Source organism: Myroides sp. C4067, from assembly GCF_038039665.1.
In the GTDB taxonomy this organism is placed as follows: domain Bacteria; phylum Bacteroidota; class Bacteroidia; order Flavobacteriales; family Flavobacteriaceae; genus Flavobacterium; species Flavobacterium odoratimimum.
Window position 1 is genome coordinate 1 of sequence record NZ_JBBPHJ010000031.1, and the last position, 12,300, is coordinate 12,300.

The window sequence follows — 12,300 nt, forward strand, 5'->3', positions numbered from 1 at the left end:
ATTACTACCCACTGGATTTTAAGTCCAGCGTGTCTACCACTTCCACCACTCGAGCTCAATTGGCATTGACTGCACACGTTTTTTCGTGATTGCGATGGCAAATATAGAATGTTTTTCCATTAAATAAAAAGACTTTTTTAGTTTTTTTAAAACTATTCTATGGAGTCTTGTAAATCAGTTTTTTATAATAACTAGATTATACTTACTCTGCGTCAAATATATCTTCTGAAGGAAAATTTCCAAAGATATCTAGAGATAAATCTAGTATTTCAGCGTTAGCAAAGTTTGACTTAATCTCCTCCATTGCCTTTTCGAATCTTAGTTCGGTATTAAATCTTCTACTGTTGGCATAGATCTTTTTGTCTATTGCGAGTCTGAAGTAAGACTTACCTGATGGGGTTTTAAACTTAATGAAGTTTAGAGAATCATAGTTGGTTCTAAGGAACGATATAGTAGAATGAATAGCTTCTACACTAGGATACTCTACACTTGTCATTAATGTTTTACCTCTTCTGTGTTCAAAAGTGTACTTATACTTTCCGTTATCTTTTAAACTAATTACGAATGCACTCATATCAATTAAGAAACAAAATTAAAGAAATTTACTTTTTGTAGAAATATCTAAGGAGATGACATTTCTAAAGGGGCAAAAAAAAATCCCAAGCGTTAACTTGGGATTATGTACTCGAGGCGGGACTTGAACCCGCACGGGCATTACTACCCACTGGATTTTAAGTCCAGCGTGTCTACCACTTCCACCACTCGAGCGTGATATAGAGCGAAAAACGGGGTTCGAACCCGCGACCTCAACCTTGGCAAGGTTGCGCTCTACCAACTGAGCTATTTTCGCATAATGTTTTTTAAGAACTTCGCTTTACTTCTGTATTGCGAGTGCAAATATAGAACGTTTTTTTGTTTATCCAAATAAAAAGTAGCTAAAAAACAAAGATATTTTTTAACTCCTTGATTTACAAAGTCTGTGTTCATGCCTTTTTACAAAGGTTTTTACCAAAAAAGAGAAAGGAAGCTCATTCGAGCTTCCTTCTTTATATTATTTTAGTTTTTTCTTTAATTCATTTATCTTCATAATCGCTTCTATTGGCGTGATATTATTGACATCTATAGCAAGGATATCTTCTTTTAATTCTTCTAATAGAGGATCATCTAGATTAAAGAAACTTAGCTGTAGATCATTTTCTACTGCTTTCAGTGGTTGTTGATCTTTAGCATGTCCTTTTTCTAGTTGTTTTAGCATCTTTTCAGCGCGTTTTAGAACTGTAGTAGGCATACCTGCCATCTTCGCCACATGAATACCGAAACTGTGTGCACTACCACCAGGAACTAGTTTTCTCAAAAATAGCACATTGTCTTTAAGTTCTTTGACAGAGACGTTATAGTTCTTTATTCCGTCGAAGTTCTGAGACATATCATTGAGCTCGTGATAGTGAGTAGCGAATAATGTCTTAGGCTTACCTGGATGCTGATGTAGGTACTCTGCGATAGCCCAGGCTATAGAGATACCATCGTAGGTACTCGTACCTCGTCCGATCTCGTCTAATAGGACTAAGCTTCTATCAGAGATATTATTTAAGATAGAGGCTGTCTCGTTCATCTCCACCATGAAAGTTGATTCTCCCATAGAGATGTTATCTGATGCTCCCACACGTGTGAATATCTTATCTACTGGCCCCATACGTACTTCTCTAGCTGGAACGAAACTTCCCATCTGAGCTAACAATACAATAAGTGCTGTCTGTCTAAGAATAGCAGACTTACCAGACATATTAGGTCCAGTGATCATGATGATTTGTTGTTCCTTATTGTTTAGATAGACATCATTCGTGATATAAGGTGTGTCATACGCTAGTTGTTTCTCGATTACAGGGTGACGACCATCTTTTATATCTAGTTCATAAGAGTCATCTATCAGTGGTCTTACATAGTTATTCTCAAGAGCCTGTTGAGCGAAAGAGCTCAGACAGTCTAGCTGTGCGATAAGATTAGCATTTAGCTGTACAGGTTTGATATATTGAGCACACCAAGCTACGAACTGTTCAAACAATTCGTTCTCTAGCTTATAGATTTTCTCTTCTGCACCTAGTATCTTGGTTTCGTATTCTTTTAACTCCTCCGTGATATAACGTTCTGCATTCACTAGCGTCTGCTTTCTAATCCACTCTGCAGGCACTTTGTTTTTATGCGTATTACGAACCTCTATATAGTACCCGAATACGTTGTTAAACGATATTTTAAGCGATGGAATACCTGTCTTCTCACTCTCTCTGATCTCCATAGCCTCTAGCAGTTCTTTACCAGAAGTAGAGATCTTGCGCAGTTCGTCTAACTCTGGGTGTACACCCTCTGCTATTGCATTTCCTTTTGCTATCGCTACAGGAGCATCCTCACTGATGGTACCTCTGATCTTTTCTCTAAGTAGCTCGCATCCATGTAGCTTATTTCCCATTTGTTTTAGAGAATCATTACTACTTTTTTGGGCAGTCTCCTTGATCGGAATAATAGCATCTAGAGAATCGTTCAGATAGATTAGCTCTCTAGGAGATACCTTACCAGTAGCGATCTTAGAGATTAATCGTTCTAAGTCAGATATCTTCTTTATTTGGGTTTGGAAGAGTGTTAGGAGTTCACTGTTCTCTTTTAGTATCTCTACGATATTATGTCTATCCGTAATCTTCTTGGTATCCTTAAGTGGTAACGCTAGCCAACGCTTCAGTAGACGACCTCCCATAGGAGATAAGGTCTTATCTATCACGTCTAATAGCGTTATCGCATTCAGGTTAGCACTGTTGTATAGCTCTAAGTTTCTGATCGTAAAACGATCCATCCACACATACGCATCTTCAGCGATACGCTGTATATTAGAGATATGCTCTAGTCTAGTGTGCTGTGTCTCTGATAGGTAATATAGTATCGCTCCACAGGCTATCGTCCCTTCTACTAAATCTTCTACCCCAAAACCTTTTAGGGAATTAGTTTTAAAATGAGTAGTCAAAGACTCAAATGCAAAGTCAGTCTTGAATACCCAGTCATCTAGTAAGAATAGATTATAAGTAGTCCCGTAGTTCTGTAAGAAGTGTGTCTTATTACTCTTCTGTACTAGAATCTCACTAGGGGCAAAGTTCTGTAGTAGTTTATCTATATAATCTTGATCTCCTTCAGTGGTCAAAAACTCTCCTGTAGAAACATCTAAGAATGATATACCGATTGTCTTTTTAGCAAAGTGTATTGCACATAAGAAGTTGTTAGATTTAGAATGTAACACTTCATCGTTTAAGGCAACACCAGGTGTTACTAACTCAGTAACGCCTCTTTTGACAATAGTTTTAGTTGTTTTAGGGTCTTCTAGCTGGTCACAGATAGCTACTCTTAGTCCAGCTTTGACTAACTTAGGTAGGTAAACATTAATCGAGTGATGAGGAAAACCTGCTAATTCTGTTTCACTAGCTGTACCTGCACTTCGTTTGGTTAATGTAATGCCCAATATTTTAGATGCTCTGACAGCGTCTTCACCGAATGTCTCGTAAAAATCTCCTACGCGAAATAATAGACAAGCATCAGGATACTTGGCTTTTATATCGTTGTATTGTTTCATTAATGGAGTTTCCTTAGGTGCTTTCGCTTTAGCAGTCATAATGTAGTTTTGTGTTTCAAATTACAAATATAACAGATACATTTTACAAACGCTATTTGCTTAATGAACTTCTAAGAGAGTGGTATTCCATAATACCTTTTTAGTCTGCGTATGATCATAGAGGTAAGTACTGTTATCGTCAGACCGATCACACACCCTAAGGTCACTGCTAAGCATCTAAACAGCGGAGTAGCCTCTACTGAGCTAGCAGTATGCGGCTGTACAAGGATAATGATAAGAGCTACTAAGGCTACGCGAGCCATATTTAATATCTTGAATAGATAACAGGTCATGATCGTTAGAAATACACCTAATAAACTAATGTAGAAATCAGGGCTAGGATGAATCTCTAAACAAACTAAACCAACAGCAGACCCCACTAGATTTGACTTAAATCGTTCTACAGATAGCTTTTTAGAATTCTGACCTTCTGGTGAGATAACTAGCATAATCGAGATTAAAGTCCACAGGATTTCATAGTTCGGATATTTTAAGAATAGTAGGTATCCGATGTAAAACCCGATAAAGCATCTGGTTGTATAGATAATGACTGGGGATGTTATAATTCTAGTTATGAGAGTTCTTACCATAGATTTTTTTTGAGTATGCAAAGGTAGGAACTCTCATTTGATATTGCAATAATATCTTATTTCTGTTTTTTATATAGCTAAAAAGAATGAAATAGTGTTAAAAAATAGTAAAAAAACAGGTAAAGAAGACGTATGTCGTTTTAGGTCTATATCAAGCTGAAAATTATGGAATACTAGCAAATGCAAAAAATATAACAGAGATAAAGGATAGAGCAATAGCTAATATTGGGAATTTTTGAACACTGATTTGTTTAGATTCTAATAACGTACAGATAATCGTAGGGAAGATAATGAGTCCTGTTAGACATAGTATCCATGCCAATTCGACCAAATGTATGTATTGAGGGCTCTGAGCAAAGTCAGCAATAAGGGACCCTTGATATATCACCACAAAGACAATATTGTTTAGTATGGTGAGCAGAGCCAGCTGATTGAGTAGTTTTTTAGTCATGGTGGTGTGGCTTTGTTGGTTTATAACAAAGTTAGCTATTGTATAGGAAGAAAGGGAGCACTACTTGGTGCAATCTTTGTTTTAAAAGTGTAATATCGAGTGTGTTATATTTGAATACTATTGCTTTTTTATTGTGTGTAATAATATTGCTTTTTTATTGTGTGTAATAATATTGATTAAGGTATAATTAGTTAAAAATAAAACCTAGATGAGAGTAATCCATTTGATAAATAGTATTTTTGCTAAAATTTTTAAGTCATGCGTAAATTAGCCAATAGCGAATTGGATCGTAAAAATGTAGAAGAGTTTAAAGCTTCTGAGAAAACACCTATTATTGTAGTTTTAGATGATGTAAGAAGTTTACATAATATTGGGTCTGTATTCAGAACGTGCGATGCTTTTTTAGTTGAGAAAGTATATCTATGTGGTATCACCGCTACCCCTCCAAATAAAGAAATACACAAAACAGCTCTAGGGGCTACCGAAACTGTAGAGTGGGAATATGCTAAGGATGTAGTAGAAGTAGTGAAGTCATTAAAAGAGAGTGGTGTATCTGTACAGTCTGTAGAGCAAGTAGAGAATAGCGTGATGCTAAATGACTTTAAGGTGACAGAAGGAGCGAAATACGCATTAGTATTCGGTAATGAGGTAAAAGGAGTTAATCAAGAGGTGGTAAACTTAAGTGATGGAGTGATCGAGATTCCACAGCTAGGTACGAAGCATTCTTTAAATATCTCTGTAAGTGCAGGAATCGTAATCTGGGACTTGTTCCAACAGATGTAATATCTTATCAATATTTATATATCAAGGAGCTACTTCTATACGAAGTAGCTTTTTTTATGTCTATGCAATAGAAATTATTGACCTATAATGCCCTCTAGTGGAGATAATGAATGATCATGGAGTTATTGCCCTTGTATGGAGAATATGATTTGTGTTAATTGGTTGATATATAGTTGTTTGTTTTGGTTTTTACTAGAATCGTTCGGGTAGTATTTGGGTAAAGCATTGGTTTTGCTCGGAAAAACACCTTTTTACCGAAGGATAGCAAAACTGTATCCGAATAACATTTGTATAAATATTGAATTTCATTGACTTAAGAATGGTAATAAGCTAGATAAAGCATGGTCATAAGTAACCAAAATAACCAAATGAGGGCAAGGTAATATGTATAATTTAATGATATTATCACGTTATAGTAATGGACTAAATAATATCTTTGAGATAAATAAAAGAGAAATAATGAAGGTATTCGAAATAGGAAGTGGACAGACCATTATAAAAGGGCCGAGTCATTATTATAGTTGTAATGATGGGGATAGTACTGTGATACTATACAGAGGCGAGCATGATGACGAGCCTCTGATTAGATTTAGTGTTATCTCTTTTACGAGAGCTGAGGGAGTGACACAGAAAGCCCTATTACAAGATTTTAAGGATAAAGCTCATCAGAGGAATACAGAGGCAGTGACGTATAAAGGAAAAAGTTATTTCTCTTATGATAATGAAGATCAGGAGGAGCTGTATATGCACATATTCGAGGTGATGTATGGTGATGATATTGTCATAGCATCATTGATTATAAATAAGGAGGATAGAGGGAGTGATGAGGTAGCTGTCTATCTAGAAGAGATAGAGGAGATGATCAGAAGTATAGATAGTCTATCTTCTCTACAGTTTCCATTACTAGAACCTAAGTATGATGACCTAGTACATCTAGAGACAGCGTCGGCTAAAGTATTAGGGATAGCGTCAGAAGACCTTCAGGCTTATCACGAGAGTGGTGACGCTATAACGAAGTTACAGGAGATACTGAATCTAAGAGAGTATGCCGTGAATGATTATGAATATCATCAGGCACTAGGTATCTTGTTCGGAGCTTGTTTTCAGTATCAGTACAGTGATTTTCATTGGATAGTAGTACATGATCAGTATGGTAGAGAGTTGGCGTTACAGTATCAAGACTACGCCTTGCAATGTTTTCCGATTTCGATGATTACTAAGCGAATTGAAGATGAGGTAGAGATCAATGTTATAGCCTTAATGGAGGAAGTGGTACAGCATATAGAGATTGGTATAGAGCGTGATAAAGGGTACACCCGACTAGAGTATAATTATTAATAAGAATAGTCATCAAGAGATTGACTTTCTTTTGACTTATATATAACTGTAACAGTCGTAGTGTGATAGCTACTAATTAATGATAATACATTAAAACGATTAGGATGAACACCAAGATACTATTATTTGTGATGATGTTATCTTCTGTTGTATTTGGACAAGAAATACAAGGATATAAGTTAGATCATTATTTAAACGAATTGTCTAAGAATAATACAGAAGCAGGCAGTCTCTCTATTTTTAAAAAGGGAGTAGAAGTCTATCATAAAAACTTTGGACAAGAGAATTTACCCGATACCTCGTCTGATGAGAATAAGATGTATCAGATAGGATCGGTGACTAAGCTTTATACTGCTGTGATTATATTTAAGTTAATCGAAGAGGGCAAATTAGAGTTGACCACTAAGTTATCTGACTTCTATCCAGATATGCCCAATGCTGATCGTATCACGATTAAGAATCTGCTAGATCACAGTAGTGGACTAGGGAGCTATGTAGTCAAAAATGGAGAAGTGTGGGTGACAGAGAAAGTGACAGAGCAGGAGATATTAAACTTGATTAAAGAACAAGGAGTGAAGTTTGCTCCTGATACAGATCGAGCATATTCTAATTCGGCTTATTATCTATTGACTAAAATAATAGAAGAGGTGACTGATAAACCTTATCATTTATTAGTCAATCAGTATATCGTGAATCCATTGAGGTTAGAAAGTACATATTCTGCTAAATCGATGCCTATCTATGTACATAAACCATATCAATTCAAACACGGACAATGGGCAGAAATGATAGACATCAACCCGATGAATATTATAGGGGTGGGAGATTTGACCACGACGACTAAAGAGTTGAATATCTTTATTTATAATTTATTTCATGGTAAAGTAATTACATCAGCCTCGTTAGAATCAATGTTGCCCCAAAAGATAGAAGGTAAATTTGGTAGAGGTATAATGCATTTAGTTTATGATAATGTAAGTTTTTACGGGCATGGTGGAGACACACTAGGGACGCATACGATGCTAGTATATAATCCCGATGATGAAGTATCTATCGCTTATAGCAGTAATGCTCAGCAGGTACCTGATCAGGTGTTTAAGGGGATAGTGAATATGCTGTACCCTAACGGCTATAAAATACTGAAAGAAGAAGACTAAAATAGACAAGCTAACGTAATGGTTAGCTTTTTTTATAAGATGATAATATAACTTTTGTGACTACAATAAAAAAGGTATATTTATCTAAGGATAATAAGTAAAGCGTATGCAATATATAGATTTAGGAGTAGAGAAGTTAGTATTGGTAATACCTGATGAGTATGATGTAGAGTTAGCAGATTATGGAGGGTTTATCTTGACTAAAGACGGAGTGAGTTATCTACCTTATATCTCTGTGTATGATATAAGGACAGTAGGAGGAGAGGACTTTGACTTCGAGCAGGTGTTAGAAGACTTTACTACTGAAGCGAGTCATATAGAAGAGGAGGTAAAGGAAGTAGGAGATAAGTTCTATTATATGACAGAGCTAGAGATAGAAGATCTATATATCTATGAGTATTCTGTATTGTATAACAATGTACGCTTTGAGCTACAGTTATTCATCAGTCAGTCAGATGTAAATTCTGAGTTAGCAAGTGGCTATTTAGAAGAGGCTGTACAGATGATAGAATATGTAGGAATAGTCCTCAATGAAGACCATAGTAGTCAAGCCTTGACTCCTGAAGAGCTCGAGTTTATAGAGTCTAGTGTAAGTACGCTCTTAGGAGCCAATCAATATGAGTTAAAATCCGTATTTGATTCTGGTAAGGCGTTGGACATACTTCAGTGGTTATTCGATGAGCAGTGTTTTGATCTAAAGGATAAAGAATATCTTGGTAAGTTAGGATTGTTATTCGGGGCATTACTTCGTTATTATTATATCGATTTTGAATGGGTAGGTGTAGAAGGTGACCTAGGCTATGAGTATGCCTTACAGTATAAGGATACAGAGGTCGTTATTTTTCCGATTAGCTTAGTAGTCTCTCGTCTAGAAGCAGGAGAACATATCCAAATCCCTCGATTATTAGATAAAATATTTCAATCTGTAGAAGATCAGTTCTAGGAAGAATAAATGTAGTTAGATACGTTCTTAATTTAGGTTAAGTGTATGAGGGTGTTAGAGGTTATACATTTGTCTCATACAAAACGCTACTGATAAGACAGTGGTTATAACCTTAAAAAATAGAATTATTATGACAAATACAGTTTGGAATATCGACCCTACACATTCAGAAATAGGATTTAAAGTAAAACACATGATGTTTACGAATGTATCAGGTAAGTTTAATGACTTCACATCGACAATTAAGAATGTAGATGCAGCATTCGAAACTTCAGAAATATCATTTACAGCAAAGGTAGCTTCTATAGATACAAATAATGCGGATAGAGATACTCACCTAAAAAGTGCAGATTTCTTCGAAACAGAGCTTTATCAAGATATCGTGTTTACTTCTACTTCTATTCAGAAGAAAACAGATAACTACTATGTAGTAACTGGTATGCTAACGATAAAAGGAGAGACGAAAGAGGTAGCATTTAATGCAGAATATAGTGGAGTACTAGTAGACCCATGGGGGAATACTAAGATAGGACTGTCTCTAGAGTCTAAGATTAACCGTAAAGAGTTTGGATTGACTTGGAATGCTGGTTTAGAAACTGGTGGAGTGTTAGTAGGTGAGGATATTAAGTTATTCGCTGAAGTACAGTTTGCTAAGGCTTAATGATGTCTTCATAGATGTAAATTTTTTATATACAATTGCGAAAGCCTTCAAAGAGATCTCTTTGAAGGCTTTCGCAATTGTATTTGAGAATTAAGTGATTTTATTATATTTGTTTCCTTAGTCACTATGTAGTGACTATATAAGATAACTGAACTTAATATACAGAAAATCATGAGTTGTAAAACGTCTCATACAGATTTATCAACAGGATATTGTCCTGATTGTGGAGAATCAATTAAGCTAAAGAGAATAGATAGTCACTATGTTTTGCATGAGATAAGCCACGTTTTACACGTTGAGAAGGGTATATTCTATACTATAAAAGAACTATTGCTAAAACCAGGTATTACAGTTCAGATGTATATTACTGAGGATAGAAGTAAATTAGTAAAGCCTATTATATTCATTATTATAGCTTCTCTTATTTATTCCCTTATTGCTCATTATTTTCACATAGAGAGTTTTGTTTCTTACCATCATTCAGGAGGTGGAAGAGTGGCAGATAGTATATTTCTATGGGGAGACACTCATTCAGGGTATATGAATATAATTATAGGAGTGTTTATAGCGGTATGGGCTAAGGTGTTATTTAAAAAACACTCTTTTAATTTATTTGAGATATTAATTTTATTGTGCTTTGTGACAGGAATGTCTATGTTGATATTTTCTGTATTTGCTATAATACAAGGGATAGTAAAGGTTAATTTAATGGCTATTGCAGGAGTGGTAGGAGTGCTCTATTGTACTTGGGGAATAGGTCAGTTCTTTGAAGTGAAACGTATAAAGAGTTATTTGAAAGCTTTCTTTGCTTATGTTCTAGGGATGCTCACATTCTCAGTATTAGTGATTATAATAGGAGAGCTACTTGATTATGTCATACTCCAAAGTAAGTAAATAAAGAACGTCCCATGATATACTATCATGGGACGTTCTTTATAGTTAGAAACTGCTTAGCTTCATATACCCTAGTTCTATGTGATCATCTGTTAGAGGTTCTATAGAAGGAGTTATTTTGATAGCGTATTGCTGTTTTAAATTTTCATTTAAGATTTCGTCCATCTCATAGATATCATCTACATCTAGACCATACTTATTATCTACGTGACTATATCCTCTCGGAGGCAGGTTATACTCTTCATAGAAGGCTGTACTCTTTACATACTGGATAGCTTCTTTCTGACTATTAGCGACTACTAGACACGTCTGGTGAAACTCGTCAAAAATACCTGGTTTATAACCGCCTAGATTGATAAAGAATAACTTTAGATCATTAGGTAGGTATGCTTCTCTAGAGACTACTTCTATGTGATGACCTTGTACAGACGTTACTTCTCTCCATGCATCTACGTGTAGTTTAGGTCCTGCTTCTGGCCAAAAGTCAACTATCTGTGGGATGAGGTCTTTCATCTGTGTGCCTATACCGAAGTAGATATCATGCTGTTCTATATGACGTCCTGGAGGAGTGACTCCTAGCATGGTCATAAATAGTTTATTCGTCATGCTTCACTAGTTTATGTTGAATCTTATCTAAGATGTAGATATAATCTTCTTGATTAGCTACGAAGTCTAAGTCTGATATATCGATGATCAACACTTTGTCTGCAGGCATTGTCTTGATATAGTTAAAATAACCTTGGTTCACTTGATCTAAGTAAGTACCTGGGATTTCACTTTCGTAAGAACGACCACGTTTCTGTATATTCTCTAATAAGCGATCTGTGTTCTGATATAGGTAGACATATAGATCAGGCTTAGGAGTTTCTTTATACATAATCTCAAATATCTGCTGATACAGCTTGAACTCGTCTTCTTCTAAAGTGATTTGAGCAAAGATGATAGACTTGTAGATATAATAATCAGCAATGATAAACTCTTTAAAAAGGTCAAACTGTGCTAAATCATCAGATAACTGTGAGTATCTGTCTGCTAAGAATGACATCTCTAATGGAAATGCGTATCTCGTAGCATCTTTGTAAAACTTAGGCAAGAAAGGGTTGTCCGCAAAACCTTCTAGGATATTCTTTGCATTAAAGTCCTCTGATATACGATTAGTTAAAGTCGTCTTACCAGCACCTATATTACCTTCTATGGCGATAAAGTTTACATGAGTAAAGCCATATTGAAGAATTGGACTTTTTATCTCTCCTACTATCTTAAAAGATGTTTTATCTTTACAGCTATTCAGTAATTCTTTGAAACTTTGCTTTAGTATAGGGTGTGCCCATTCTAAGTTTAGATCTGCGCATGGCTGTAGTACGAACTGTCTGTCTTGCATCAAGGGATGAGGTACAGATAGGTTATCAGTATTATACACTTCTTGGTTAAAAGAGATAATATCGATATCTATCAGTCTAGCACTATACCCCACTGTATGCTGTGGACGTATTCTACCTAGTACTTGTTCTATTTCGAGTACCTTTAGAATAACCGTTTCAGCTTTTAGCGTACTGTGTAATAATACAGCACAATTAAAGAAAGGATCGCTCTCAAAACCCCAAGCAGGAAATTCGTAAATAGGTGATATTTTTATGACTGTACCAATATGCTTGTTAATCAGTTCGATAGATTTCTCTATGTTCGATAATTTATCTCCTTGATTAGAACCTATTGATAATACTATTTGATTTTGCGTAAACATGGGGCAAAGTAAATAAAAGAAAATTGAATAATCGTTACTTTTGTATCAGTTAATAATGCAAATTTACGGGTATAATCTGTAACTTTTTTT

Annotated in this window: 12 protein-coding genes and 2 tRNA genes; 6 read left to right on the forward strand and 8 right to left on the reverse strand. The window is 35.5% G+C overall.

The genetic code is table 11. The features are described from left to right. Nucleotides 1–202: 202 nt before the first annotated feature. The 6 genes from AABL87_RS15680 to AABL87_RS15705 all read right to left on the reverse strand — a co-directional run bounded on the left by AABL87_RS15680 (nucleotide 203) and on the right by AABL87_RS15705 (nucleotide 4,690). Nucleotides 203–574, reverse strand: coding sequence for a hypothetical protein (locus AABL87_RS15680; RefSeq protein WP_006257300.1), 372 nt, complete (start codon nucleotides 572–574; stop codon nucleotides 203–205). Between the two features lie 108 nt (nucleotides 575–682). Then, a tRNA-Leu gene (locus tag AABL87_RS15685) sits at nucleotides 683–768 on the reverse strand. Nucleotides 769–777: 9 nt separating this feature from the next. After that, nucleotides 778–850: transfer RNA gene (locus AABL87_RS15690), tRNA-Gly, on the reverse strand. Nucleotides 851–1,051: 201 nt separating this feature from the next. Next, on the reverse strand, nucleotides 1,052–3,649 hold the full coding sequence (mutS, locus tag AABL87_RS15695; RefSeq protein ID WP_006257298.1) for a DNA mismatch repair protein MutS: 2,598 nt from the start codon (nucleotides 3,647–3,649) through the stop codon (nucleotides 1,052–1,054). A 71-nt stretch (nucleotides 3,650–3,720) separates the two neighbouring features. Further along, nucleotides 3,721–4,239 carry an FUSC family protein gene (locus AABL87_RS15700; RefSeq protein WP_006257297.1) on the reverse strand — a complete coding sequence of 173 codons (519 nt, stop codon included), beginning with the start codon at nucleotides 4,237–4,239 and terminating at the stop codon, nucleotides 3,721–3,723. A 163-nt stretch (nucleotides 4,240–4,402) separates the two neighbouring features. After that, complete coding sequence (locus AABL87_RS15705) at nucleotides 4,403–4,690, reverse strand: hypothetical protein (protein WP_006257296.1); 288 nt, start codon at nucleotides 4,688–4,690, stop codon at nucleotides 4,403–4,405. Nucleotides 4,691–4,948: 258 nt separating this feature from the next. On the opposite strand from AABL87_RS15705, the gene AABL87_RS15710 reads away from it, so the two are divergent. The 6 genes from AABL87_RS15710 to AABL87_RS15735 all read left to right on the forward strand — a co-directional run bounded on the left by AABL87_RS15710 (nucleotide 4,949) and on the right by AABL87_RS15735 (nucleotide 10,466). Further along, on the forward strand, nucleotides 4,949–5,473 hold the full coding sequence (locus AABL87_RS15710; protein WP_006257295.1) for an RNA methyltransferase: 525 nt from the start codon (nucleotides 4,949–4,951) through the stop codon (nucleotides 5,471–5,473). A gap of 459 nt (nucleotides 5,474–5,932) precedes the next feature. Further along, a complete protein-coding gene (locus AABL87_RS15715) occupies nucleotides 5,933–6,811 on the forward strand; it encodes a DUF3806 domain-containing protein (protein WP_225582007.1) in 879 nt (292 codons plus the stop codon). 104 nt (nucleotides 6,812–6,915) lie between these two features. Next, the gene (locus tag AABL87_RS15720; RefSeq protein WP_006260560.1) at nucleotides 6,916–7,968 is read left to right on the forward strand and encodes a serine hydrolase domain-containing protein; all 1,053 of its coding nucleotides are present in this window, start codon (nucleotides 6,916–6,918) and stop codon (nucleotides 7,966–7,968) included. 106 nt (nucleotides 7,969–8,074) lie between these two features. Further along, nucleotides 8,075–8,911, forward strand: coding sequence for a DUF3806 domain-containing protein (locus AABL87_RS15725; protein WP_006257292.1), 837 nt, complete (start codon nucleotides 8,075–8,077; stop codon nucleotides 8,909–8,911). Nucleotides 8,912–9,041: 130 nt separating this feature from the next. Further along, nucleotides 9,042–9,572 (forward strand): YceI family protein, encoded by a 531-nt coding sequence (locus AABL87_RS15730; RefSeq protein WP_006257291.1) that lies wholly within the window; start codon nucleotides 9,042–9,044, stop codon nucleotides 9,570–9,572. Between the two features lie 171 nt (nucleotides 9,573–9,743). Continuing rightward, nucleotides 9,744–10,466 carry a DUF3667 domain-containing protein gene (locus tag AABL87_RS15735; RefSeq protein WP_006257290.1) on the forward strand — a complete coding sequence of 241 codons (723 nt, stop codon included), beginning with the start codon at nucleotides 9,744–9,746 and terminating at the stop codon, nucleotides 10,464–10,466. 45 nt (nucleotides 10,467–10,511) lie between these two features. On the opposite strand, the gene AABL87_RS15740 is transcribed toward AABL87_RS15735, so the two are convergent. Both AABL87_RS15740 and folK read right to left on the reverse strand, forming a co-directional pair. Further along, nucleotides 10,512–11,072: a DUF1543 domain-containing protein gene (locus tag AABL87_RS15740; protein WP_006257289.1), complete on the reverse strand. Its 561-nt coding sequence runs from the start codon at nucleotides 11,070–11,072 to the stop codon at nucleotides 10,512–10,514. Then, complete coding sequence (folK, locus tag AABL87_RS15745) at nucleotides 11,062–12,210, reverse strand: 2-amino-4-hydroxy-6-hydroxymethyldihydropteridine diphosphokinase (protein WP_006257288.1); 1,149 nt, start codon at nucleotides 12,208–12,210, stop codon at nucleotides 11,062–11,064. The genes AABL87_RS15740 and folK overlap by 11 nt, the downstream gene beginning before the upstream one ends. Between the last annotated feature and the right edge of the window lie 90 nt (nucleotides 12,211–12,300).

Bases quoted from the DNA above. Each gene is read 5' to 3' on its own strand.
- AABL87_RS15680 (WP_006257300.1), bottom strand. From the start codon at position 574: ATGAGTGCATTCGTAATTAGTTTAAAAGATAACGGAAAGTATAAGTAC.
- mutS (WP_006257298.1), bottom strand. From the start codon at position 3,649: ATGACTGCTAAAGCGAAAGCACCTAAGGAAACTCCATTAATGAAACAA.
- AABL87_RS15700 (WP_006257297.1), bottom strand. From the start codon at position 4,239: ATGGTAAGAACTCTCATAACTAGAATTATAACATCCCCAGTCATTATC.
- AABL87_RS15705 (WP_006257296.1), bottom strand. From the start codon at position 4,690: ATGACTAAAAAACTACTCAATCAGCTGGCTCTGCTCACCATACTAAAC.
- AABL87_RS15710 (WP_006257295.1), top strand. From the start codon at position 4,949: ATGCGTAAATTAGCCAATAGCGAATTGGATCGTAAAAATGTAGAAGAG.
- AABL87_RS15715 (WP_225582007.1), top strand. From the start codon at position 5,933: ATGAAGGTATTCGAAATAGGAAGTGGACAGACCATTATAAAAGGGCCG.
- AABL87_RS15720 (WP_006260560.1), top strand. From the start codon at position 6,916: ATGAACACCAAGATACTATTATTTGTGATGATGTTATCTTCTGTTGTA.
- AABL87_RS15725 (WP_006257292.1), top strand. From the start codon at position 8,075: ATGCAATATATAGATTTAGGAGTAGAGAAGTTAGTATTGGTAATACCT.
- AABL87_RS15730 (WP_006257291.1), top strand. From the start codon at position 9,042: ATGACAAATACAGTTTGGAATATCGACCCTACACATTCAGAAATAGGA.
- AABL87_RS15735 (WP_006257290.1), top strand. From the start codon at position 9,744: ATGAGTTGTAAAACGTCTCATACAGATTTATCAACAGGATATTGTCCT.
- AABL87_RS15740 (WP_006257289.1), bottom strand. From the start codon at position 11,072: ATGACGAATAAACTATTTATGACCATGCTAGGAGTCACTCCTCCAGGA.
- folK (WP_006257288.1), bottom strand. From the start codon at position 12,210: ATGTTTACGCAAAATCAAATAGTATTATCAATAGGTTCTAATCAAGGA.